This window comes from Streptomyces altiplanensis (assembly GCF_053591575.1).
In genome coordinates this window covers 25,383-48,114 of the sequence record NZ_JBSFUB010000036.1, presented here as the reverse complement: position 1 = coordinate 48,114, position 22,732 = coordinate 25,383, and the positions used below count along the sequence as shown (strand labels likewise).

Here is a 22,732-nt window from a genome sequence, read left to right as displayed (position 1 = left end):
GCCAATACGTGATCCTGATGTCCGACCGGTGCCGGCCGTCACCCATTCGGCCGGAGGCCGGTGGTGCTGGTACTGACTGGCCTCTGGGCCTGGGGCGGGACTTGAGACCTCGATCGAGCGGACCGCGTACCCGCGGTTCAAGCGGCTGATCACCGCGCACGAGCTGCACTTGTTCTTCGCGCCGACGCGGGAGGAGGCAACATGGGCCCGTACGAGGCGGCCAAGCACGTCCCCGGGGTGTCCGGGCACGAGCTGTCGTACGTGGCGAACCGGCACTTCTCCATCGCGCTGTTCACACACTTCGTCCCGTGCGGGGCAGGGGAGGCCGTCTGCATCGTCGAGGGACATCATCGAGAGGCTGCTCAGGAACGCCTCCGAGGCCGAGCCCGCCACCGTGCATGCGGACACCCCGGGCCAGTCGCTGCCTGTCTTTACCCCGGCACACCTCCTGGGCTCCGGCCTCGTGCCCAGGATCGGGAACTGGGCACCGAACCCGACGCGTACGACCCGAAGCTCGACGTCGACTCCACCCTGCTGCGCGAAGGGGACCTGAACGTCGTCCGCCTGGACCAGGCCGCGTGACGCCGGGTGCGGCCACGAGCGGTGAGGCGGCGAGCGGCCCCGTGCGCGCGGGCCGGTGTCTGTACCGCGCCGGATGCGCCCGCGGCGACGACGCGGGCGCCGGGTCGTCAGGCGGGCTGGACGGTGATGGTGCAGAGACGCTTGGTGGCCCGGGTCAGGGCTACGTACAAGTCCCTTTCCCCACCGGGGCGGGCCGTGATGATTTCCTCGGGGTTCATGACGACGACCCCGTCGAATTCCAGGCCGCGTGCTTCGGACGCCGGCACGATGCGTGCGTGGTGAGCGATGCCTCGGGCCGTCAGCTCGCCCACCCTGGTGTCCGCGCAGATCACTCCCAGAAGCTCGCCCGGATGCGCGGTGCTCTGGGCGCGGAGTTCCTGAACGACGGCGGTGACCGACCCGTCCGGAGGTGCGGTCACGGTGCGAGGGCTCTCACCGCTTCGCAGTGACCGTGTGGGCTTCTGGTCCGGAGCGATCCGCGTGAGCAGGTCCCGGACGCTCTCCAGGATCTCCTGCGTGGTGCGGTAGCTGACGGTCAGGTTGTGCAGTGTGAACCGCGGTCCGACGTGGGGGCTCAGTGCTTCCTTCCAGTCGCGTGCTGTCGCGACCGGGCCTGCCTGGGCGAAGTCACCCACCAGCGTCATCCCCCTCGACGGGCAGCGGCGGACGATCATCCGCCACTGCATGGCGGTCAGTTCCTGCGCCTCGTCGACGACGACGTGCCCGTACGTCCGCTCGGGAGGGCCGTCGACCAGGCCCGCCGCCTCGTCCAGCAACGGCACATCGGCATCGGTCCACGGGTCGTCCCGACCGCGCAGCAGAAGGGACCGCTCCTGCGCGGTCAGGCGGGGCAGGCGCTCGGCGAGAGCGCCGGCGTTCGTCAGGAGCGCCTTCACGAGGTCACCGGGTACCAGCCGCGGCCACAACACCTCGACCGCTCGGTCGACGCCGGCGTCGTCGAGGAGATCGGCTCGGATGGCGTCCAGGTCCAGCTCGTGGACCGGACCCGGATCGGCCGCGCCTTCGGCACGGCGCTGGGCGAATCCCGTGAACCGGTCGAGGTCGATGCCCGTCATCCTTTCGGTATCGGCGTCGATCTGCTCCAGGAGGTCGCCCATGCCTCGTTGCACCGCGTCGGTGACGGCGTCGACCAAGAGCTCCTTGAACACCTGGCGCGCGGGGTTGTGCCCCGGTGCGGCTGCCACGGCGGCGTCGCGTGCCGTGGCGACTTCCGCGCCGGACAGGTGGACCAGTTCCCGTCCGACCCGCACGGTGAAATCACCGGCGGGGGCCTGGTGGACGCGCAGCAGGCCGGCCAAGGCGTCGGCGAGGTCGGAGCTGCCCTTGAGACGCGCCGTGTCGAACGGGTCCACCGTGTCCGTCGACACTCCGGCCAGTTCCCGGCAGGTCGCCAGAACGACGTCGTTCTCTCCAAGCGAGGGAAGGACCTGGGAGATGTAGTCGAGGAAGCGGGCGTTCGGGCCCACCACCAGGACGCCCTCCTCCGCGGCGCGCGGGAACGCGTACAGGACATAGGCCGCCCGGTGCAGGGCGACCACCGTCTTGCCGGTGCCGGGCCCGCCCTGCACCACGGTCACCCCGCGGTGGGCGGAGCGGACGATCTCGTCCTGCTCGGCCTGCAGCGTCGCGACGGCCGCGTGCATCCTGCCCGTACGCCGTGCCGACAGAGCCTCGGTCAACGGGCCGTCCCCCACCACGTCCTCGTCGGTCGGGGCGGTCCCGTCCAGCAGTTCGTCGCTCACCGAGACGACCGTGCGCTCCTCGAGGCGCAGGTGCCGGCGCCGCCGCAGGCCCATCGGGTGGACCGGTGTCGCCTCGTAGAAGGGCCGCGCCGCGTTCGCGCGCCAGTCCACGAGCAGGGGCAGATCGTCCTCCTCCGTATGCAGTCCGATCCGCCCGATGCGCAGGGCCGTGCCATCCGTCCAGTCGATGCGCCCGAAGACCAGCCCCTTTTCGGCGCCCTCCAGCCGGCCGATTTCCTTGGCCAGACGCTCGGCGGCGATTTCTCTCTCATATGCCTCACCGGCGCTTTCCGCCGGGGCCTTCAGCACACTCGCTCGGTGTACTCGCGCCTCGGAAATCCGCTCGGTGAGCAACTCGTATAAGGAGGACACATAATCCCGCTCCGATTCAACCGCACGCACAGCGGGATCATTCGTTTTCGACAACAGGGGGCTCCTTCGATTCGAGCCACACCATACGGTCGAAGCTTCCTGAAGATAAGTCTTGACTTACTTGGTAAGCCATGGCCCTGCGACTGAATCCATGACGGCTGACCGTACGGCGTACCATGCATTCCGCCGTTCCGTATATCGCTAATTGCGCTCCCGATGCCCGCCTGCCTTATGGTGAGCCCGCCCTTGGATGCCGGCGATGTTCTGCCGCGTTCGGGAAAAGGGGGAAGATCCGGCGAGGCGACCGGCGCCATCGAGCTCACTGCCAGGGGGCATCTGGTCGCTTCGTCCGGCGACCCGACCGAGGAGACGAGCACAGAATGGGTTGAGACCGTGTCCTATGCGGATTCGGCTCGTCGGGTCGGTCCTGGAGCGGGGTACGTGGAGTTGGATTGCTCCGGACGGGCTGCGGGAGATCGCGGAACCGTGGATCCCGCCGCCGAACCGGAGCCCGCCGAGCGCGCCGCACTCGACCAGGGCGTCACCGTACGACGCGGCCGGGGCTGCACCCTGCGCGTCACCGCCGCCCCTTCCGGCCGGGGGCCCGCTATGCGGCCGCGCCGGGCCGGGAGGGCGCGCGGTATGCCTTCGGGAGCTTGAACCCGTGGTCGCTCATCACGGTGCGCAGCCGGTCGGGGTAGTCGGTGATGATGCCGTCCACTCCGTCGTCGATCAGCTTGTTCATGGTGGCCGTGTCGTTGACCGTCCACGGGACCACCTTCATCCCGGCCGCGTGCGCCCTGGCCACCATGGCCCTGGTCACGTACGGCTCATAGCCGGGATCGTTCACCGTGCCGCCCTGGGGGTCGCCGTGAACCGGGGAGATGGCGTCCGCGCCGAACGACTTCGTCGCGGCGACGAGGTCGCCGTCGAAGTCGTCGATGTCCAGGCCGCCCAGCCAGGGCGACCTGCCCTCCATGCCGGCCTGCAGGAACTGCTGTCCGTTGGTCAGGGCCACGATCGGCAGCCGCGGCTCGACCTGCCGCATCCGCATGAGCGCGCCCCAGTCGAAGCTCTGGACGGTCACCCGGCCGAGCACACCGGCCCTGCGCACCTCGTCCGCCACGACCCGGACGAACTGCTCGCGGGGCGCGGTCTCGTGCGGAGCGCCGGCCTCGACCTTGGTCTCGACGTTCATCGTGACCTTGCGGGCCCTGTACCGCTCGACGAGGGCGAAGACCTCGGAGAGCAGCGGCATCTTCGCGCCGGGGCTGGGACGCTGACCGGGGTACTGGGGAAGGGTCCGCGTCCCGCAGTCCAGTGTCCGCACCTGGGCGAAGGTGAGACCGGCGATGTACTTGCCGACGTACGGGTACTGCGGGTCCCCCGCGTACGCCGGGCCCGTGTCACGGCACTTGGCCGCGGCGATCCGCCGGTCATGGGTCACGACGGCCTTGCCGTCCTTGGTGATCTGTACGTCGAGTTCCAGCGTACTGACCCCGGTTTCGAGCGCGTTCGAGAACGACGCGAGAGTGTTCTCGACGACGAGCCCGAGTCCTCCGCGGTGAGCCTGCAGGTCGAACGCGTGAGGCCGGCCCTGCCGACTGTTGTCGGCGGCCGTCGCCGGACCGGCCGGAGCCACCGCTCCGACGGCTGAGAGACCGACGAGTGCGGCCGCCGCGAGCCGGCGCCGGGCAAAGCGCCCGGGACGGGCGGTCGGGGGAGGGAACACCATGCCGTGCCTTTCGAGAGCGGCTGGAAACTCGTTGCCGTACAGCTTCCGGCGAGAGCGGGGTCCGGAGGGCGGCTGCCGGGCGTCTTTCCGGCGGCGGCCCGGTGACGATCGCGCACTGTCCCTGGTGCCGGCCGGCGGCACGCGACAGCGCCTCCCGCCCCTTGGAGAGAAGGAGGGAGGGGCGCCGTCACCCGTGGGGGGTCAGGAGGCGGAGCAGGACAGGCTGCCTTCGGAGGCGCCCTCGACGAGGGCGTCATGGGCTGCCTTGAGCCGCAGCCGCAGCCGCAGCCGCAACCGCAACCGCACCTGAAGGCGCAGCGCGGTGGTGGACACCGGCGCGAAGGCCGCCCGGCTGAACCGGTCCGCGTTCCAGAGCGGTTCCGGGCGCACCTCGTACCCGGGCCACTCCTCGCTCCCCGCGAACCGCTTCCGGTCCTTCGGCGGTCCGAAGGGAGCGGGTGAGCGGACCGTGGCCGACGGACACGGCGTCGCGGCTGTCCGCCCAGGCGCGCACGGCGGTGCCCATGGGCGGCCCGGTGAGGGATTCCGGCGTGCGGTGCCGTCGTTGTACTACGTTGGAAACCTTGGTGTCGTGCAGCATGAGAGCACGGGCGCGGAGCTCTGTCCACCCCGCTTCCACCACCTCCCCGCCGGGACGACCGGGGGCTGTGGGGCGGCGCCGGGGCCGCTCCCACATCGCTCGGCGTTTCCTCGGCTCAACGAATCGTCTTCGATTTCGTCGGGGGCCGGTGCGGCGCCAGGAGCGGCACAACCGCCACCACCGGCGCCGTGGCCACCGCCGGTTCCGGTTCGGCGAGGCGGGCGCCCGGCGGCAGGTCCGGGGCCTCGGCCGTGCGCACGCAGTTCCCCACCAGCCACTCCGGCGTCTCGGCCGGGGCCCCGCCGCTCCGGGCATGACTGCCCGCTTAGCCGGCGGCGGCGCCGAACCACTTCGGCAGCCGGCTGAGCAGATCCTGCTGATCCTCACCGACCCACGCCACATGACCGTCCGGCCGCAACAGCACCGCGGGCACGTCCAGTTCCTCGCTGACGTCGACGACGTGGTCGACCCGGTCCGCCCAGCCCTCCACCGACAGCCGGCCGGCCCGGTCGAGCAGCAGCCCGCGGCCGCCGTGCATCAGCTCGTAGAGGCGCCCCTGCCTCAGCTTCACGTCCCGCAGCCGCCGGCCGAGCAGTTCGTGGCCCTCGCCGAAGTCGTAGTGGACCCCGACCGCGGTGATCATCCCGGTCACGTACCGGTTCACCTCCTCGAAGTCCATCAGCTTCGAGAACAGCTCCCGCAGCGCGGTCGCACCCGGATCGGTCCCCAGCAGCGTGATCTGCGCGCGGGTGTTGTCCAGCACGCGGGCGCCCACCGGGTGCCGTTCGTCGTGGTAGCTGTCCAGCAGCCCATCAGGCGCCCAGCCGTCGACCGCGGCGGCCAGCTTCCAGCCGAGGTTGAACGCGTCCTGCACACCGAGGTTGAGCCCCTGTCCGCCGGTCGGCGGGTGGATGTGCGCCGCGTCGCCGGCCAGCAGCACCCGGCCCGCCCGGTAGCGCTCGGCCTGCCGGGTGGCGTCGCCGAACCGGGAGAGCCAGCGCGGCGAGTGCGCGCCGAAGTCGGTGCCCGCGAAGGCCCGCAGCTGCTGCTTGAACTCCTCCAGGGTCGGCGCGGTCGCACGGTCCTCGGACACCCCTTCGGCGGGCACGACGAGCCGGTACACCTCGTCCCCGAGAGGGATGGCGCCGAACCGCAGTTGCGTCGTGCGGACCTCCTCGACGACGGCGGCGACCGTCGCCGGATCCTCGGTCACCGCCATCTCGCCCAGCAGCGTCTCGACCTTGGCGGGCTCGCCGGGGAAGCCGATGCCGAGCAGTTTGCGCACCGTGCTGCGGCCGCCGTCGCACCCGGCGAGGTAGCGCGCGCGCAGGCGCGTGTCTCCCCCGCCGGCTGCGCCCCCACGGGCGGAGGGATCCCTGTACGCCAGCTCTACGGTCACCCCGTCCTCGTCCTGGCTCAGCCCGACCACTTCGCAGCCGCGCCGGATCTCGGCACCGAGTTCGAGGGCGCGCTCGTTGAGCAGCCGCTCGGTGACCGGCTGCGGGGTGGCGAGGCCGTACGGATGGGCCGTGTCCAGCCGGTCCGGCCACGGCTTGGCGATTCCGCCGAAGAGACCGCCGACCTGGAACTTCTCACTGACCGCGAGGAACCGGTCCAGCAGACCGCGCTGGTCCATCATCTCGACGCTGCGCGCGTGCAGGCCCTGCCCACGGGACTGCGCGGTCGGCTCGGTCAGCTTCTCCAGCACGACCACGTGCACGCCGTGCAGCCGCAACTCGCAGGCCAGCATCAGACCGGTCGGCCCGCCGCCGGCCACGATCACGTCAATCATTCGGAACGCCCGTTCGACGAGAGGGAATTTCGGCCAGCGGCTCCGCACGGTCCGGCGGCGCGCACACCCACACCTCCGCGCCGGGCACCCGCGACCGCACGGCGAGTCCCACCGGCGGTTCGGTGTTCCCGCGCTGCCCGTACGCCGGCAACAGCACACGCACTGCGTGAACCTGCCCTTTCCGCAGCCTCTGGCCTTGGCCGGCAATTCTGCGGCACCACCTGGGCCTTGCCGCAAGCCCCCCGGTGCGCTATATGTTGAGAGTGGCAAGGAGCGGACGACCTCCTTGCCTTTTCCTTTTGCCGCCCGCTGATGCTCATGGCCGGACCGAGGTATCGCAGGCATCGCGGGCCGGAAAGCGTGAAGCGGTACTTCAAGCCGTCGCCGGGCACTGGCTCTGCGGGACGTCCTTGACGAACACGATTCCGTCGCTGTCCGCCAGGTGGGCCGGGTCGAACGGGGAGTAGCCGAACCAGGGGGACACGCGGGGCGCGGGCCGCGAGTCGCCGAGGGCGGTGGCCAGCCGCCGGGCGTCGATGACGCAGCGGTCCTCCGGGAGCGCGTACAGGAGTCCTTCGACGGTGTCCGGCGGCGGCGTGTCCACTCCCTGGTGCCGGATCGTGCCGAGGGCCGTGGCCACGAAGGCGTACCCCTCGCCGAGCCGGGCGCTCACCAGCGCACCGGCGCTCCACCACTCCACCGGCCCCTGCCACATCTGCATCGTGCTCTTCTCCCGCTGGAGATGGGAGTTGTGGGCGTGGACGAGTACCGGGCCCCGTTCGGCGAGGGCGAGGAGGTTGCGGGCCATCATCAGATCCCGCAGCGCGCACAACCGGGTCATGCGGGCCGGTGAGGCGTCGGCCATCCAGGAGTGGTAGCGCAGCAGGCCGGTGGCGGTGCGCCCGTACAGGCGCGCCCGGTCCCAGTCGTCCCGCGAGGACACCGTGGCCAGGTGCGGCGCCTGCGCGTCGAGCAGCGCCACCAGATCGTCGGCGAGCAGCCGCAGCTCCCTGGCCTCGGCCGACTGCCCCACGGACCGGGACGGGTCCGTCATCGCGGCGGGATCGGTCCACCGGTCGTCGGCGCCGAGCAGGCGGTCGAGCGTTTCCGCGGTGCAGGGGAGCAGGTCCGCGTCCACCCGTGCCGCGAGGCAGCCGTGGAGCGCGATGAGGGCCTGCCGGGGGCTCGCGGCGCCGGTGATCTCCAGCGGGCCGTCGAAACCGGCGAAGCGGAGCCGCTCGGACGCGGGCCGGCCGTCGTTGTGGGCGCGCATCCAGCGCACGAGTTCGCGGTTGGCCGCGGAGCTGCCCCAGCCGTGGCTGAATCCGTGCTCCATGACCTCGTCGAGGGTGCCCGTGCCCGAGGTGACGTGGTCGTCCACGACCAGGCCCCTCATGCAGTCGCTCTCGATCGCGATCGTCCGGTAGCCCTCCTGCTCGACGAGTTGCCGGAAGAGTTCGTTGCGCAGGTCGAGCAGAGTGTCCTCGCCGTGGGTGGGCTGGCCCAGGGCGAGCAGCCGGGGCCGGGCCGGCAGCAGCCCCATGACGGCGGCGGCCTCGACGGCACGGACGGTGTCCTTGATGTCAGTAGCCATGCCTTCAACGGTATCGTTGAACCCTCGGTTGAAACTTTTCCGCGATAACGACAGGACCATGGGACGAGACCTTCAAAACGGTGAGCGGCTCAGGCCGGTTGACCTGGCGCGCGGGCACGGTCTGTCCACGCAGGCGGTCAGGAACTACGAGGAGGCCGGCATCCTTCCGGCCGCCGGCCGCACGCCCCACGGTTACCGCACCTACACCCCGCTGCACGCGCGGGCCCTGGGCGCGTTCCTCGCCCTGGTGCCCGGCCACGGCCACCGGACGGCGGCGTCGATCATGCGGGCGGTGAACGAGGGCGCGGTCGACGAGGCGTTCCGTCTCGTCGACGAGAGCCATGCCCAGCTCCTCGACGACCGGCGGACACTCCAGGCCGTGGAGAACGCCCTCCGCGACCTGGCGCCCACCACGGCGTCCGGTCCCGACGCGGCGGTGTCCGGGCCCGGCGGCACGTTCATCGGGCCGCTGGCCGAGAAGCTCGGCATCCGGCCCGCGACGCTGCGCGCATGGGAGCGCGCCGGACTGGTGCGCCCGCGCCGCGACCCGCTGACCGGGTACCGCGTCTACGACGAGGCCGACGTACGGGACGCCCGGCTGGCCCACCAGCTCAGGCGGGGCGGCTACCTGCTGGAGCAGATCGCCCCGCTGATCGCCCAGGTGCGGGCGGCCGGCGGGCTGGAGCCGCTGGAGGCCGCACTGTGCGACTGGCGCGGCCGGCTGTCCGCCCGCGGGCGGGCGATGCTGGCCGGCGCCGCCGAGCTGGAGGCGTATCTCCGCAAGCGCGGATGAGGCTTCGGGCGCCGGCCGGGGCCGGGACGGCCGCGTGCGGGCGTCTGCGGCCACGGGGTGTGCGTCCTGGAGGGAGCGGCGGGCTGACCGGATTCCTTCGCCCCGGGCTCCGCGGACCCGGACCCGGACCCGGATGCGGGCCCGGTACGGACCCCCACCGGGTCCGTACCGGGCCCGCGTCACCGGGGCGTCGCGCTCAGCGGTGCCTGAACCAGTCGACGGCCGGCAGCGCGCGGTCGTCGTAGCCGAACAGCGCCTGGTTCTCCCAGCCGTTGCCGGACTTCGGGTCCGTCGGGTCCCAGCCGTTGCCGGGCACCGCGGTCCATGGCGCTTCCCAGTAGAAGACGCCCAGGCCGCGGCCGTTCGGGACGGCCTCGACCACGCTGGTGATGTCCGCCAGCCAGGCGGCCTGTCCGGCGGGTGTGGCCGGGTAGCCGGGGATCAGCTCGTTCTCCTGGTCGATGATGTCGGTGTGGGCGTCCTTGCTTCCCAGGCGGAACGGGTAGGCGGTCTCCGCGACGAACACCGGTTTGCCGAAGCGTGCCGCGCTGCCGTCCAGCGTCGTCTGGAGCTCCGCGAGGGTGCCGTGCCAGTAGCCGTAGAAGGAGAGCCCGATGACGTCGAAGCGCACGCCCTGTGCGACGGCGTTGTCGAACCACCACCGGATGCCGTCCCAGTCGCCGCCCTCGGCCAGGTGCAGGGCGACGGCCGTCGTGGGTGACACCGCCTTGGCCGCGTCATGGCCCGCGTTGAGCAGCCCGGCGAGCTGCGGCCAGTTGGAGGTGGCACCGTCCGGCCAGAGCATCCCGCCGTTGATCTCGTTGCCGACCTGCACCATGTCCGGCGTCGTGCCCTGGGCCTTGAGCGCGCTCATCACGTCGTGCGTATGGGTGCGCACGTCCGCCTTGAGCTGCTCGTAGCTGTGACCGGACCACGCCGCCGGCCTGCTCTGGGCCCCGGGGTCGGCCCAGATGTCCGAGTAGTGGAAGTCGACCAGCAGTTTCATGCCCTGCGCCTTGACGCGCTTGGCCATCGCGAGGACGCGGGGCTTGTTGTTCCAGCCGTCGGCGGGGTTCACCCACACCTTCAGCCGGGCGTAGTTCATGCCGTGGGACTTCAGGATCGCGAGCCCGTCACCGGCGGCGCCGCCGGAGCTGCGGTAGACCCCGCCGAGGGCTTCGCTCTTGGGGAGGGAGGAGACGTCCGCTCCCTTGGCGGGAACGCCGGTCCGCCCCGGAGTGAAGGTGATGTCGTCGACGTTGATCCAATTGCCCGCCCTGGCATCGGAGTTGATGCTGATGGTGCACTGGTTGCCGGTCACGCTGACGGACGTGACGATCCGCACCCACGAGCCGGTGGACACGGGCAGTGCGGTGCGCTGCTCGGCCGAGCCGCAGTTGCGCAGGGCGAGGTGGGCGGAGTTCTGGCCACCGCTGGAGCGGACCCAGGCGGTGAGCGTCCAGGGGCCGTTGGCGATGCCGGAGAGGTACTGGTAGGTCTCCACCTTGTAGGCGGAGGACGACCAGTGACTGAGCCGGTGACCGCCGGAACGGCCGCCGGCCTCGGTGTAGGAGGCGGCGTGCTGGTTCGCCGCGGAGTAGGTGGACCAGCCTGCCGGGGTGGGTGTGGGGGCGGAGCCGGCCTCGAAACCTCCGTTGCCGAGCGAGGCCGCGGCCTGCGCGGTGGTGGAGGGAAGGGCTGCCAGGGCCAGGCCGGCGAACAGGGGCAGGAGCAGGGCTCGTACCGTCCGGCGCGTGGTGCGAGGTCTTGGGTGGAGCCTGAGTGGGAACACCGTTGTCCCTTCGGCGGGGGATATGGATGGGGGTGGGGATTGGGGTGGGGCGAAGTCGCGGGCGGTCGGCTGCGAGGAGGTGTCACGCCTCAAGGGCGACGACACGGACGGCGCCGGCCGGCGCCGTGAGCGCGCCCGCGACGCGCTCACCGGTCAGCAGGTCGGTGCCGGGGGAGTCCAGCGCCACCTTGGCGTCCGCTGCCGTGTGGTTGATGACGAAGACGTACGTGCCGCTCTCGCCGGAGCGGCGGACGACCTCCACGTCGCGCGGCAGCCCGGTGCGCGGAGCGATCCCCGCGTCCTCGCAGGCACGCTCGAGTACGGAGTCCAGGTGAGGGCCGGACAGCCGGCTGGAGATGTACCAGGCCGTGCCTTCGCCCAGCCGGTTGCGGGTCACGGCGGGGCGGCCGGCCGGGATGCCGTCGGCGTACGTCCACAGGGTCTCGGCCCCACGCGGTACGACGATCTCGGACCACACGTCGCCCGTCAGGTCCGGGCCGCCGGCGCCGGTCAGCCGTACCGTCTCGCCCGCCAGCAGCGGTGAGAACTCCTCGACGGTCAGGCCCAGTACGTCCCGCAGCGCGCCCGGGTACGCGCCGGGGTGCACGGCGTCGTGCTCGTCGACGATGCCGGAGAAGTACGACACCACGAGCGTGCCGCCCCGCTCGACGTAATCGCGCAGGTTGCGGCCGGCCGCCTCGGTCGTGAGGTAGAGCGCGGGGACCACGACCAGCGGGTAGCCGCTCAGGCCGGACTCCGGATGCGCGAAGTCGACGGTCAGGTGACGGTCGTACAGCGACGCGTAGAACGTGTCGGCGCGCTCGCGGGCGTCGTGGTCCTCGCTGGGACGCCATTCGAGCTGCTGGGCCCACCAGGACTGCCAGTCCCACAGCACGGCGACGTCCGCGACCGTCCGGGTGGCGCGCAGGGGTGCCAGCGAATCGACCGCGCGGCCGAGTTCGACGACCTCGCGCCACACCCGGGAGTCGGTACCGGCGTGCGGAACCATCGCCGAGTGGAACTTCTCCGCGCCGCGCCGCGACTGGCGCCACTGGAAGAACATCGCGCCCTCGGAGCCGCGGGCCACGTGGGCGAGCGAGTTGCGCGCCATTTCACCGGGGGCCTTGGCGGGGTTGCGCGGCTGCCAGTTGACGCCGGAGGTCGCGTGTTCGAGCAGCAGCCAGGGCGCTCCGCCGGCCACGGAGCGGGTGAGGTCCGCCGCCATGGCGAGGTTGACGTGGGTGCGGCGTCCGTCGGTGATCAGGTAGTGGTCGTTGGTGACGATGTCGACCTCCCGCCCCCAGGCCCAGTAGTCGATCGAGTCGCACTGGCTGAGCGCGGTCATGAAGTTCGTGGTGACGGGCACGCCCGGCGCCAGACGGTGCAGGATGTCCCGTTCGGCCACGAAGTTCTCGCGCAGGGTCGCGTCGGCGAAGCGGCGGTAGTCGAGCTGCTGGGCCGGATTGCCGGTGGTGGGTGTGGTGCGCGGCGGGTCGATCTCCTCGAAGCCGCGGTAGTGCTGGCCCCAGAAGGCGGTTCCCCAGGCCTCGTTGACCGCGTCGACGGTGCCGTACCGCGCGCGCAGCCACTGCCGGAAGTGGGCGCCGCACGTGTCGCAGTAGCAGGCCGAGACCGGGACGCCGTACTCGTTGTGCACGTGCCACAGGGCGAGTGCCGGGTGCCCGGCGTAACGCCGGGCCAGCTCGGTGGTGATCCGGGCCGCGGCCCGGCGGTACGCCGGTGAGCTGTGGCAGATCGCGCCGCGCGAGCCGAACGCCAGACGCCGCCCGTCCCGGTCGACGGGCAGGGCGTCGGGATGGGCGCGGTAGAACCAGGCGGGCGGCGCGACCGTGGGGGTGCCCAGGTCGGCGCGGATGCCGTTCGCGTCGAGCAGGTCCAGGGCCCGGTCGAGCCAGCCGAAGTCGTACGCTCCCGGATCCGGCTCCAGCAGCGCCCAGGAGAAGATCCCGACGCTCACCATGGTGACGCCGGCTTCGCGCATCAGCCGTACGTCTTCGTTCCAGACGGATTCCGGCCACTGCTCCGGGTTGTAGTCACCGCCGAAAGCGAGTCGGGTGAGGCCCCTGGGCGTGGTCTCCGGCATCGATGTCCCCCTGCGGGATAGCGGTTCGTCTGGTGATGGACTGGGAACGTACACAGAACTCTTCGTGCTCGTCCAGTAGTAAAAACGATGCATCGAATCCATTGACAAGTGTCGAGCCTGTTTCTCTACTGTGAACGTTCACAGAACAGTGCTGCGCCGCCCGCATTCGTCTCGGGCGCCGTCCGGCCCAGGGAGAAGCCCATGTCGTACGCCTCGTATCGCCGCTTTTTGGCCATGTCGGCCGCCGTCGCGCTGGGGGGTTCGGTTCTTGCCGGCTGCGGCTCGTCGGACGACGGCGACGCCGGCGCGCGGTCCGGCCCGGTGGAGCTGACCTACTGGGCCTGGGCGCCCGGGCTCGACAAGGTCGCGGACCTGTGGAACAAGGGGCCGGGCAAGAAGGAGCAGATCACCGTCACGGTCAAGAAGCAGGCGTCGGGCGACGACCTGGTGACCAAGATCGTCACGGCCGCCAAGGCGAAGCAGGCCCCTGACCTGGTGCAGGCCGAATACCAGGCCCTGCCGACCCTCGTCAGCAACGACGTGCTCGCCGACATCTCGGGCGAGGCCGACGGCGCGCGCGGCGCCTTCGCCCCCGGAGTCTGGCAGCAGGTCACCCTCGGTTCGGACGCGGTCTACGCCATACCGCAGGACTCCGGGCCGATGATGTTCTACTACCGCGAGGACCTGTTCGAGAAGTACGGCCTGAAGGTCCCCGCCACCTGGGACGAATTCGCCGAGACCGCCCGCGCGTTGAAGAAGAAGGCCCCGGACAAGGACCTCACCACTTTCTCCGCCAACGACTCCGGCCTCTTCGCCGGTCTCGCCCAGCAGGCCGGCGCCCGGTGGTGGACGACCGAGGGCGACAAGTGGAAGGTCGGCATCGACGACGCCGCCACCAGGAAGGTCGCCGACTTCTGGGGCGGCCTGGTCGCGGAGGACGTCATAGACAACCAGCCGATGTACACCCCGGCCTGGAACAAGGCGCTCAACACCGGACAGCAGATCGGCTGGGTCAGCGCCGTCTGGGCCCCGGGCACCCTCACCACCGCCGCCCCCGACACCAAGGGGAAGTGGGCCATGGCGCCGCTGCCGCAGTGGTCCGCGTCGAAGCCCGCGACCGGCAGCTGGGGAGGTTCCACCACCGCCGTCACCAACGACAGCGAGCACAAGGCGGCCGCCGCCGCGTTCGCGACCTGGCTGAACACCGACCCGAAGGCGCTCGCGGCCCTGGTCGAGGAGAGCGGCATCTACCCGGCGGCCACCGCGGCCCAGACCGGCGGCGCGCTCGACGAGGCCCCCGGCTACTTCTCCAACCAGCCCGACTTCTACACCGAAGCGGCCGCGATCGCGAAGACCACGGCACCCGCGGCCTGGGGCCCGAACGTCAACGTCGCCTACACCACCTTCAAGGACGCCTTCGGCCGGGCCGCCAAGAACAAGGCGGGCTTCGGCGCGGCGCTCACCGCGATGCAGGACAAGACCGTCGCGGACCTGAAGAAGAACGGCTTCGGAGTCGCACAGTGACCCGCCCGACGCCTCGCACGGCCCCGTCACCCCCATCACCCCCGTCGCCCCTGCCGTCCCCTTCGGCCTTGCCCTCCCGGACCCACCCGCCGGCCGGACGGCGACGACGCCACCGGACAGGAGGGCCGGGGCCGGCCCCCTACGCCTTCCTCGCCCCCGCCGTGGTCCTCTTCCTGCTCTTCTTCGCCCTGCCCATCGGCTACGCCGGCTACCTCAGCCTGCGCAAGGTCGAGATCGAAGGGCTGGGCCTGGGCCGCGGCGCACGCCAGGAGGTGTGGGCCGGACTCGCGAACTACACCGACGCGCTGACCGACTCCGAACTGCTGGACGGCGCGCTCCGGGTCCTCGGGTACGGCGCGATCGTCGTCCCCGTGATGCTCGGTCTCGCCCTCGTCCTCGCCCTGCTGCTCGACACGGACCGGATACGGCTCGCGTCCTTCTCCCGGCTCGCGATCTTCCTTCCGTACGCGATCCCGGGTGTGGTCGCGGCGCTGCTGTGGGGATTCCTCTACCTTCCCTCCGTCAGCCCCTTCGCGTACCTCCTCGAAGGGGTGGGGCTGTCCCAGCCCGACCTCCTCGACGGCGTCCCGCTGTACGGCGCGCTCGCCAACATCGCCGTCTGGGGCGGCACCGGCTTCAACATGATCGTCATCTACACCTCGCTGCGCGCCATCCCCGTCGAGGTGTACGAGGCCGCCAGGCTCGACGGCTGTACGCCGCTGCAGATCGCACTGCGCATCAAGATCCCGATGGTGGCGCCCTCGCTGGTGCTCACCTTCTTCTTCTCGATCATCGCGACCCTGCAGGTGTTCGCCGAGCCGACCACGCTGAAACCGCTCACCAACTCCGTTTCCACCACCTGGAGTCCGCTGATGAAGGTCTACCAGGACGCGTTCGTCAAGGGAGACATCCACGCGGCGGCCGCCGAGGCGGTGCTGATCGCCGCGGCGACGCTCCTGCTCTCGTTCGGGTTCCTGCGCCTGGCGAACTCCCGCACCAAGCAGGGGGCATCCCAGTGACCGCAGTAGCCGTACGCAAGAGCGCGCCCGCCGCCGGCTCCACACCCGGTACGGCCCAGGGGCCGCCCCGCCGCCCGCGCCGCAGCCGCGCCGGACTCCTGCCCAGCGCCGCCCTGCTGCTGGGAGCCGCGTACTGCCTGCTGCCCGTGATCTGGGTGGTCGTGGCCGCGACCAAGGGCTCCGACGAGCTGTTCTCCACCTTCACCTTCCTGCCGGGCACCGGTCTCACGGACAACCTGGGCGACCTGACCGCGTACCGCGACGGTGTCTTCTGGCAGTGGATGCTCAACTCCGGCTTCTACGCGGGCTGCGGCGCGCTGCTGTCCACGGCGGTGTCGGCCGTGTCCGGCTACGCGCTCGCGATGTACCGGTTCCGCGGCCGCGAGGCGCTGTTCAACGTCCTGCTCGCCGGCGTCCTGATGCCTCCCGTGATCCTCGCCGTACCGCAGTACCTGCTGCTGGCCAAGGTCGAGCTGACCGATTCCTACCTCTCGGTCCTGCTGCCGCTGATCCTGTCCCCGTACGGCGTCTACCTCGCGCGGATCTACGCCGCCGCCGCGGTGCCCGCCGACGTCGTCGAGGCCGCGCGGATGGACGGAGCGGGGGAGTGGCGGATCTTCACCCGCATCGGGCTGCCGATGATGGTGCCCGGCCTGGTGACGGTGTTCCTCTTCCAGTTCACCGCGATCTGGAACAACTTCCTGCTGCCGTACATCATGCTCGGCGACGACGAGAAGTTCCCGATCACGCTGGGGCTCTTCACCCTCCTCGCCCAGGGATCGAACCAGCCGTCCCTCTACACCCTGGTGATCACCGGCGCCCTGCTGGCCGTCGTCCCGCTGATCGCCCTGTTCCTGGTCGTCCAGCGCTTCTGGAGCCTGGACCTGCTGTCCGGAGCCGTAAAGTCGTGACCATGAACACCAACGGGGGCCGGCGCAGGGCGGCCAAGCCGCCGACGATCCACGACGTCGCCCGCGAGGCCGGCGTCTCACGGGGGACGGTCTCCCGCGTCCTCAACGGCGGGCATTACGTCAGTCCCGCCGCACGCGAGTCGGTCGAGGCCGCGATCAGCAGGACGGGTTACGTCGTCAACCGGCACGCCCGGTCGCTCATCACCGGCCGCTCCGACTCGGTCGCCTTCCTGCTCACCGAGCCGCAGGAGCGGTTCTTCGAGGACCCCAACTTCAACGTGCTGCTGAGGGCCTGCACGCAGGCCCTCGCGGACCACGACATCCCCCTGCTGCTGATGATCGCCGGTACCGAGGCGGAACGCCGCCGCATAACGCGCTACATCACCGCAGGGCACGTCGACGGGGTCCTCCTCGTCTCCAGCCACACCGGAGACCCGGCCGCCGACCAGCTGCGGGAGGCGGGCGTGCCCCTCGTCGCCTGCGGAAAGCCCATCGGCCATGCGGGGAAGGTGAGTTACGTCGCGGCCGACGACCGCGACGGCGCCCATGACATGGTGCGTCACCTGTACGCCTCAGGGCGCCGGCGCATCGCCACGATCACCGGACCGCTGGACACACCCGGCGGCATCGACCGGCTCGCCGGCTACCGGCAGGCCCTGGCGGAAGCGGGCCTGGAGGCCGACGACCGGCTCGTCGTCACGGGCGACTACAGCCGGGTGAGCGGGGAACACGCGGCCGAGCGGCTGCTGGCGGCCGTACCGGACATGGACGCCCTGTTCGTCGCCTCCGACCTCATGGCACAGGGGGCCCTCACGGCACTGAAGCGGGCGGACCGCCGGGTGCCCGAGGACATCGCGGTCGGCGGCTTCGACGACTCGCCCGCGGCGCTCGCCACCACTCCGGAACTCACCACCATCCGCCAGCCCTGGGACCGTATCGCGTCCGAGATGGTCCGCCTCCTGCTCGCGCAGATCGGCGGCGCGGACACCTCGGCGGTGATCCTGCCGACGGAGCTGGTGAGCCGGGGCACGGTGTGACCGCCCGCCCGCGTCGACCCGCCCGCGTCGACCCGCCCTAGTAGTCGACCCGTCCTCGTCGGCGAACGGGCGCCGGGCTGCCCGCCCGGCGCCAGGAGGCCATGCCTCCGTGCCTGCCGCGCCGCACACCCGCGCGTCCACTCGCAAGGAACAACCATGTCCTTCGCCCGCGCGAGCGCGGGCCGGCAGACGGAGTCCACATGAGCGACGACACCCTGGAACAGCGCCTTGCCGGAGCCCCCGCCGAAGCCCCCGGGACACGGATCTTCACCGGTCCGGCCGTGGTGGCCTCCTGTGCCGGCTTCGTCCTGATCGGCGCCCTCCAGGCCTTCTACGGGCCCGCCATCCCGGCCCTGCGCGAGAAGTTCGGACTCTCCCCGTCGGGAGCGGGACTCGCACTGAGCGCCCACTTCGTCGGCGGGGTCGTCGGTGTGCTGCTGTTCGACCAGTTGTACGGGCGGGTGGGCAACCGCCCTGTCATCGGCGCCTCGTACCTGCTCATGGCCGGCGGGGCGGCCGGTTTCGCACTCGCGCCGAGCTGGCCCGCCGCCCTGCTCGCGGCGTTACTGGCCGGCTTCGGATTCGGCGGCATCGACTACGGGCTCAACCAGCTGTTCGCGGTCGGGTTCGGTGAGCGCTCCACCGCGATGCTGAACATCCTCAACGCGCACTTCGGCGTGGGCGCCGTCCTCGGCCCCGCGCTGATCGCCGCCGTGGGAGCGGCGCACTACGGAGCCGTCTTTCTCGTCTTCGCGCTGGTGACCCTGCCGCTGATGCTGTGCCTGGGCGGGATACGCCGGACGACCGCGCGGACGGCGGGCGGCGAAGCCTCCCCAGGGGGAACGCGCCCGCAGGCGCGCGGCAGAAGCCTGGGCACGGTGCTGGCGGTGTTCGTCACCCTCTACGTGCTGCACGTGGCCGTCGAAGCGGGTGTCGGCGGCTGGGAACCCACCCACCTGGAAACGGTCGGCTACAGCGCGGGTGCCGCCGCCACCGCCACCTCCGTGTACTGGCTGATGATGACCGTCGGCCGGTTCCTGGTGGCACCGATCGCCCTGCGCTTCTCCGCGCAGTCCATCATCGCCGTTTCCTGCGCGGGAATGACGGGATGCCTGTTGCTGGCGGGAGTACCGGGACTGGCGCCGTACGCGTATGCGGGTGCCGGGCTGTTCATCGCCCCGATCTTCCCCACCGGCCTGCCGTGGCTCAGCAGGGCCGCACCCCGCGCCCGCCGCGCCGGAGCCCTGGTGATCGCCGCGTCCATGGTGGGCGGGGTCGCCGCCGGGCCCGTTCTGGGCAGGGCCATCGAGCTGTCCGGCGTCCGCGCCGTACCGCTGCTGCTGTGCGTCCTCTCCGCCGCGTGCCTGGCCGCCACGGTCTGGCTGATCGGGGCCACCCGCCCCGCCGGGGACCGCTGAGCGGAGAAGACCCCGGCCGGACATCGTCCGGGCGGGAGCGCCGTCTTCGTGAGGGGAGCAGGCCGCGGGTGCGCGGGGGGTTGACCCGGCGGTGTGTCTGTTGGGAACCTTCCCTCGCTCAGCAAGCGCTTTCTGCCTCTTGGCGCGTCCTCGGATCTTCTCTTCGCGGAAGTGCCGTGCGGACAATGAATGAATCGTTTCATGACGTCGGCGCGGGCGCGCATGTCCACACGACGTGGCCCGCTCGGAGACGGGAACCCATGACGGCGCCGGGCGACAGGCACCACGCACCCTCCTGAAGGAGCTCGTATGAAACGCACTGCCATGCTGGTCGCGCTGACGGCGGCCGTCGGCTGTCTGACCACCGTGCCGGCCGGTGCGGCGCCGGGACAGGAAACCGGGCGCGGGCACGGAAGCGGCCTCGGACACTGCACCGGCACCGGACCCGTCGTGTGCCACTTCGACGTCGCGCCGGGAACGTACGACGTCGCGGTGACCCTCGGCGGGGCGTCGGCGGGTAGGACCTCCGTCGTCGCCGAGACCCGCCGCACCCTGCTCGCCGAGACCGCCACCGCGCCGGGGCAGCGTGCCCGCCGTACCTTCACGGTGAACGTCCGTACCCCGGAGGGCGAGCCCACCGGCCCCGCCGGAACGCCCGGCCTCACCCTCACCTTCGCCGGAGCCGCTCCCGCCCCGGCCGCGGTCGGCGTGACCCCCGCGCCGCGCGCCCGCCAGATACTGCTCGTCGGGGACTCGACGGTGTGCGACCAGCCGGGGGAGCCGTACTCGGGCTGGGGCCAGCAGCTGCCGCAGTACCTGAAGCGCGGCGCCGCCGTCGCCAACTACGGCGACTCCGGCGAGAGCAGTGTGAGCTATCTGGAGAACCCCGCGCTCTTCCCGACGGTCCGGCCGCTCGTCCGGCGCGGCGACCTGGTGCTCATCCAGCTCGCCCACAACGACAAGCAGACCGACGCGGCGTCCTATCGCGCCAACCTCACCGCGCTCGTCGAGGGAGTGCGTGCGCGTGGAGGCCGCCCCGTCCTGGTGACGCCCGTCGTCCGCCGCTGGTTCAACGCCGACGCCACCCTGAACAACGACACCGCTCTGCTGGTCAACGGTCTCGGCGTGAACCACCCGGCGGAGATCCGCGCCCTGTCGGTGGAGCTGGGGACCCCGCTGGTCGACCTCACCGCCCTCACCAAGAACCGGGTGGAGGAGCTCGGCCCGGAGGCGTCCAAGGCCCTCTACCTGACGACGGAGAAGCGCGACAACACGCACACCTCGGTGCGTGGCGCGACTGAGTACGCACGCCTGGTCCTCGACGCCCTGCGCGAGCAGCGGCTGATGCCGGAGCGGCTCGTTCGCTGAGCGGCAAAACCGATGGGGGAGGTGTCCGGACCAGCCGGTCCGGACACCTCCCCATCGGGTGCGGAGTTCTCCGCGCACGCTCACCGCACCGGCCGCCGCGGCGGGCCGGCGGCCGGGCGGTTCTCAGTGGCCGCCGGTGAGCCGTCCGGCGAGTTTGTCGTGCAGCTCGGCGCTGGGCTCGTTCAGGCCGACGATGGTGACCTTCTTGCCGCGCTGGGCGTACTTCGTCTCCACCGCGTCGAGGGCGGCGACCGAGGAGGCGTCCCAGATGTGGGCGTCGGAGAGGTCGATGACGACGTCGTCCGGGTCGCCCTTGTAGTCGAACTGGTGGACGAGGTCGTTGGACGAGGCGAAGAACAGCTCGCCGGTGACCGCGTAGACGACCTGGTTGCCGTCGGGGTCGACGACCCCGGAGACCTGGGCCAGGTGGGCGACGCGCTTGGCGAAGATGACCATGGCGGTGACCGAGCCGAGGACGACGCCGACGGCGAGGTTGTGGGTGGCGACCACGGCGGCGACGGTGACGGCCATGACGGTGGTCTCGCCCACCGGCATCCGCTTGAGCGTCCTGGGCCGGACGGAGTGCCAGTCGAAGGTGGCGACCGAGACCAGGATCATCACCGCGACCAGCGCGGCCATCGGGATGTCCGAGACGACCGGGCCGAAGACGATGCACAGGACCATGAGGAAGGAGCCGGCCAGGAACGTGGACAGGCGGGTGCGGGCGCCGGACGTCTTCACGTTGATCATGGTCTGGCCGATCATGGCGCAGCCGCCCATGCCGCCGAAGAAGCCGGTGACGATGTTGGCGATGCCCTGGCCGATCGACTCGCGGGTCTTGTCGGAGCGCGTGTCGGTGATGTCGTCGACGAGCTTGGCGGTCATCAGTGACTCCATCAGCCCGACCAGCGCGAAGGCGAAGGAGTACGGAGCGATGGTGGTCAGCGTGTCCATCGTGAAGGGCACGTCCGGCAGGCCGGGCACCGGCAGCGAGGACGGCAGGTCGCCCCTGTCGCCCACGGTCGGCACCGCGATGCCGGTGGCGACCGTGATGACGGTCAGGACGACGATCGAGACCAGCGGGGCCGGGACGGCCTTGGTGAGCTTCGGGAAGAGGACCATGAGTGCCAGGCCGCCGGCGATCAGCGGGTAGACCGGCCAGGGCGCGTTCCGCATCTCGGGCACCTGGGTCATGAAGATCAGGACGGCGAGGGCGTTGACGAAACCGGTCATCACCGAGCGCGGCACGAAACGCATCAGCCTGGCGACGCCCAGGGCGCCGAGGAGGACCTGGATGAGGCCGCCGAGGATGACCGCGGCGATCAGGTGGCCCAGACCGTACTCGCGGTTGAGCGGGGCGATGACCAGGGCGATCGCGCCGGTCGCGGCCGAGATCATGGCCTTGCGGCCACCCACGACGGAGATCACCACGGCCATGGTGAAGGAGGCGAAGAGGCCGACGCCGGGGTCGACGCCGGCGATGATCGAGAACGAGATCGCCTCGGGGATCAGGGCCAGCGCGACCACGAGGCCGGCCAGTACCTCGGTACGGAAGACCTTCGGGGAGTCGAGCCAGTCGGGCTTGGACATGCGCAGCCCGGGGGCTGCGGACAGCGGTGAGGACATGCAACCGTTTCTGTTCGTGCGCACGCACCCGTCCGCTGGATGCACACGCGTCGTACTCGCACCAAGGGACGGAAACCCCGGCGGCCCGGCCTCGCCGGGGGCCCTGCCGGATGGAGCGGCGGCCGTCGTGGCTGCCGGTCGGGCGTCATCGCCCGGAAGTCTGCTGGCGGAGTCGCCCCGGCTGAACCTGTCCGGCCAGGGGCCCGCACCTCACACTCTACCCTGACGTCAGGGTAGAGTGTGAGGTGCGGCTTGTGGAGTGCGCAGGTGAACGGGTTGTCGGGGCGCGTGATCCCGGGCACATCTTCTGAAGCGATTCAAGCGCTCGGAACGCGGCGGAGCGCAGAAGGCGAAGGCGCGGAGAACGACCGAGCGGCAGCTGCGGATCGGCGAGGCGGCCGAGTGGACCCGCCTGTCGCTGCGCACGATCCGGCACCGCGAGGAAGCCGGCCTCGTCTTTCCCTCCGCTCGTGGCAAGGGCGGCTTCCGCCTCCGCACCGAGGCCGACGTCGAGCGCCCGACGGCGGTCCGCCGGACGAAGCCGCCGGACTTCTCCCCGGAGGAGACGCGCGACCTGCTGGAGATCGCCGGCCGGCTCGCCGCCGAGGACATCGCCGCCACCCCGCGCCACAGGCTCGGTCCGGCGAACCGACGACAGTGCGGGGGCTGCGCCGCCGGCCGGCTCCGTCCGTGTGCTGCGT

The 22,732-nt window shown here is 71.3% G+C and carries 15 protein-coding genes and 2 pseudogenes; 9 read left to right on the top strand and 8 right to left on the bottom strand.

Translation table 11 applies throughout. The annotated features are described in order from the left end of the window. Positions 1 to 261: 261 nt before the first annotated feature. A pseudogene (locus ACWD0Y_RS17930) lies at positions 262 to 484 on the top strand (Tn3 family transposase); the annotation flags it as partial. 205 nt (positions 485 to 689) lie between these two features. On the opposite strand, the gene ACWD0Y_RS17925 reads toward ACWD0Y_RS17930, so the two are convergent. The 5 genes from ACWD0Y_RS17925 to ACWD0Y_RS17905 all read right to left on the bottom strand — a co-directional run bounded on the left by ACWD0Y_RS17925 (position 690) and on the right by ACWD0Y_RS17905 (position 8,439). Beyond that, positions 690 to 2,717, bottom strand: a complete 2,028-nt coding sequence (locus tag ACWD0Y_RS17925) for a HelD family protein (RefSeq protein ID WP_450261298.1) — start codon at positions 2,715 to 2,717, stop codon at positions 690 to 692. A 607-nt stretch (positions 2,718 to 3,324) separates the two neighbouring features. Further along, entirely contained in the window at positions 3,325 to 4,452 is a 1,128-nt protein-coding gene (locus ACWD0Y_RS17920; RefSeq protein WP_450261297.1) for a glycerophosphodiester phosphodiesterase, read from the bottom strand. 201 nt (positions 4,453 to 4,653) lie between these two features. Beyond that, entirely contained in the window at positions 4,654 to 4,842 is a 189-nt protein-coding gene (locus tag ACWD0Y_RS17915) for a hypothetical protein (RefSeq protein ID WP_450261296.1), read from the bottom strand. Positions 4,843 to 5,378: 536 nt separating this feature from the next. Then, positions 5,379 to 6,845, bottom strand: coding sequence for a rifampin monooxygenase (gene rox / locus ACWD0Y_RS17910; protein ID WP_450261295.1), 1,467 nt, complete (start codon positions 6,843 to 6,845; stop codon positions 5,379 to 5,381). A 373-nt stretch (positions 6,846 to 7,218) separates the two neighbouring features. Further along, a complete protein-coding gene (locus tag ACWD0Y_RS17905; RefSeq protein WP_450261294.1) occupies positions 7,219 to 8,439 on the bottom strand; it encodes an erythromycin esterase family protein in 1,221 nt (406 codons plus the stop codon). Positions 8,440 to 8,497: 58 nt separating this feature from the next. Here ACWD0Y_RS17905 and ACWD0Y_RS17900 point away from each other — a divergent pair, with 58 nt between their 5' ends. Further along, the gene (locus tag ACWD0Y_RS17900; RefSeq protein WP_450261293.1) at positions 8,498 to 9,232 is read left to right on the top strand and encodes a TioE family transcriptional regulator; all 735 of its coding nucleotides are present in this window, start codon (positions 8,498 to 8,500) and stop codon (positions 9,230 to 9,232) included. 196 nt (positions 9,233 to 9,428) lie between these two features. On the opposite strand, the gene ACWD0Y_RS17895 is transcribed toward ACWD0Y_RS17900, so the two are convergent. Both ACWD0Y_RS17895 and ACWD0Y_RS17890 read right to left on the bottom strand, forming a co-directional pair. Continuing rightward, positions 9,429 to 11,024, bottom strand: coding sequence for a glycoside hydrolase family 53 protein (locus tag ACWD0Y_RS17895; protein WP_450261292.1), 1,596 nt, complete (start codon positions 11,022 to 11,024; stop codon positions 9,429 to 9,431). Positions 11,025 to 11,106: 82 nt separating this feature from the next. Next, a complete protein-coding gene (locus tag ACWD0Y_RS17890; RefSeq protein WP_450261291.1) occupies positions 11,107 to 13,128 on the bottom strand; it encodes a beta-galactosidase in 2,022 nt (673 codons plus the stop codon). A gap of 201 nt (positions 13,129 to 13,329) precedes the next feature. On the opposite strand from ACWD0Y_RS17890, the gene ACWD0Y_RS17885 reads away from it, so the two are divergent. From ACWD0Y_RS17885 to ACWD0Y_RS17860, 6 genes are all read left to right on the top strand, one after another. Next, positions 13,330 to 14,652, top strand: a complete 1,323-nt coding sequence (locus ACWD0Y_RS17885; protein WP_450261290.1) for an ABC transporter substrate-binding protein — start codon at positions 13,330 to 13,332, stop codon at positions 14,650 to 14,652. A gap of 68 nt (positions 14,653 to 14,720) precedes the next feature. Beyond that, the gene (locus ACWD0Y_RS17880) at positions 14,721 to 15,671 is read left to right on the top strand and encodes a carbohydrate ABC transporter permease (RefSeq protein ID WP_450261289.1); all 951 of its coding nucleotides are present in this window, start codon (positions 14,721 to 14,723) and stop codon (positions 15,669 to 15,671) included. Next, complete coding sequence (locus tag ACWD0Y_RS17875; protein ID WP_450261288.1) at positions 15,668 to 16,582, top strand: carbohydrate ABC transporter permease; 915 nt, start codon at positions 15,668 to 15,670, stop codon at positions 16,580 to 16,582. Before ACWD0Y_RS17880 ends, ACWD0Y_RS17875 begins: the two co-directional genes overlap by 4 nt. Then, a complete protein-coding gene (locus ACWD0Y_RS17870) occupies positions 16,579 to 17,619 on the top strand; it encodes a LacI family DNA-binding transcriptional regulator (RefSeq protein ID WP_450261287.1) in 1,041 nt (346 codons plus the stop codon). The genes ACWD0Y_RS17875 and ACWD0Y_RS17870 overlap by 4 nt, the downstream gene beginning before the upstream one ends. A gap of 200 nt (positions 17,620 to 17,819) precedes the next feature. Next, entirely contained in the window at positions 17,820 to 19,037 is a 1,218-nt protein-coding gene (locus ACWD0Y_RS17865) for an MFS transporter (protein ID WP_450261286.1), read from the top strand. Positions 19,038 to 19,346: 309 nt separating this feature from the next. Then, positions 19,347 to 20,405 carry a rhamnogalacturonan acetylesterase gene (locus ACWD0Y_RS17860; RefSeq protein WP_450261285.1) on the top strand — a complete coding sequence of 353 codons (1,059 nt, stop codon included), beginning with the start codon at positions 19,347 to 19,349 and terminating at the stop codon, positions 20,403 to 20,405. Positions 20,406 to 20,528: 123 nt separating this feature from the next. On the opposite strand, the gene ACWD0Y_RS17855 is transcribed toward ACWD0Y_RS17860, so the two are convergent. Then, positions 20,529 to 22,031 carry a SulP family inorganic anion transporter gene (locus tag ACWD0Y_RS17855; RefSeq protein ID WP_450261284.1) on the bottom strand — a complete coding sequence of 501 codons (1,503 nt, stop codon included), beginning with the start codon at positions 22,029 to 22,031 and terminating at the stop codon, positions 20,529 to 20,531. Between the two features lie 307 nt (positions 22,032 to 22,338). Here ACWD0Y_RS17855 and ACWD0Y_RS17850 point away from each other — a divergent pair. Further along, positions 22,339 to 22,599, top strand: a pseudogene (locus ACWD0Y_RS17850) (MerR family transcriptional regulator); the annotation flags it as partial. Positions 22,600 to 22,732 lie beyond the last annotated feature (133 nt).

Coding starts and splice junctions, on each gene's coding strand:
- rox (WP_450261295.1), bottom strand. CDS start 6,845: ATGATTGACGTGATCGTGGCCGGCGGCGGGCCGACCGGTCTGATGCTG.
- ACWD0Y_RS17890 (WP_450261291.1), bottom strand. CDS start 13,128: ATGCCGGAGACCACGCCCAGGGGCCTCACCCGACTCGCTTTCGGCGGT.
- ACWD0Y_RS17855 (WP_450261284.1), bottom strand. CDS start 22,031: ATGTCCTCACCGCTGTCCGCAGCCCCCGGGCTGCGCATGTCCAAGCCC.
- ACWD0Y_RS17885 (WP_450261290.1), top strand. CDS start 13,330: ATGTCGTACGCCTCGTATCGCCGCTTTTTGGCCATGTCGGCCGCCGTC.
- ACWD0Y_RS17905 (WP_450261294.1), bottom strand. CDS start 8,439: ATGGCTACTGACATCAAGGACACCGTCCGTGCCGTCGAGGCCGCCGCC.
- ACWD0Y_RS17860 (WP_450261285.1), top strand. CDS start 19,347: ATGAAACGCACTGCCATGCTGGTCGCGCTGACGGCGGCCGTCGGCTGT.
- ACWD0Y_RS17920 (WP_450261297.1), bottom strand. CDS start 4,452: ATGGTGTTCCCTCCCCCGACCGCCCGTCCCGGGCGCTTTGCCCGGCGC.
- ACWD0Y_RS17900 (WP_450261293.1), top strand. CDS start 8,498: ATGGGACGAGACCTTCAAAACGGTGAGCGGCTCAGGCCGGTTGACCTG.
- ACWD0Y_RS17865 (WP_450261286.1), top strand. CDS start 17,820: ATGAGCGACGACACCCTGGAACAGCGCCTTGCCGGAGCCCCCGCCGAA.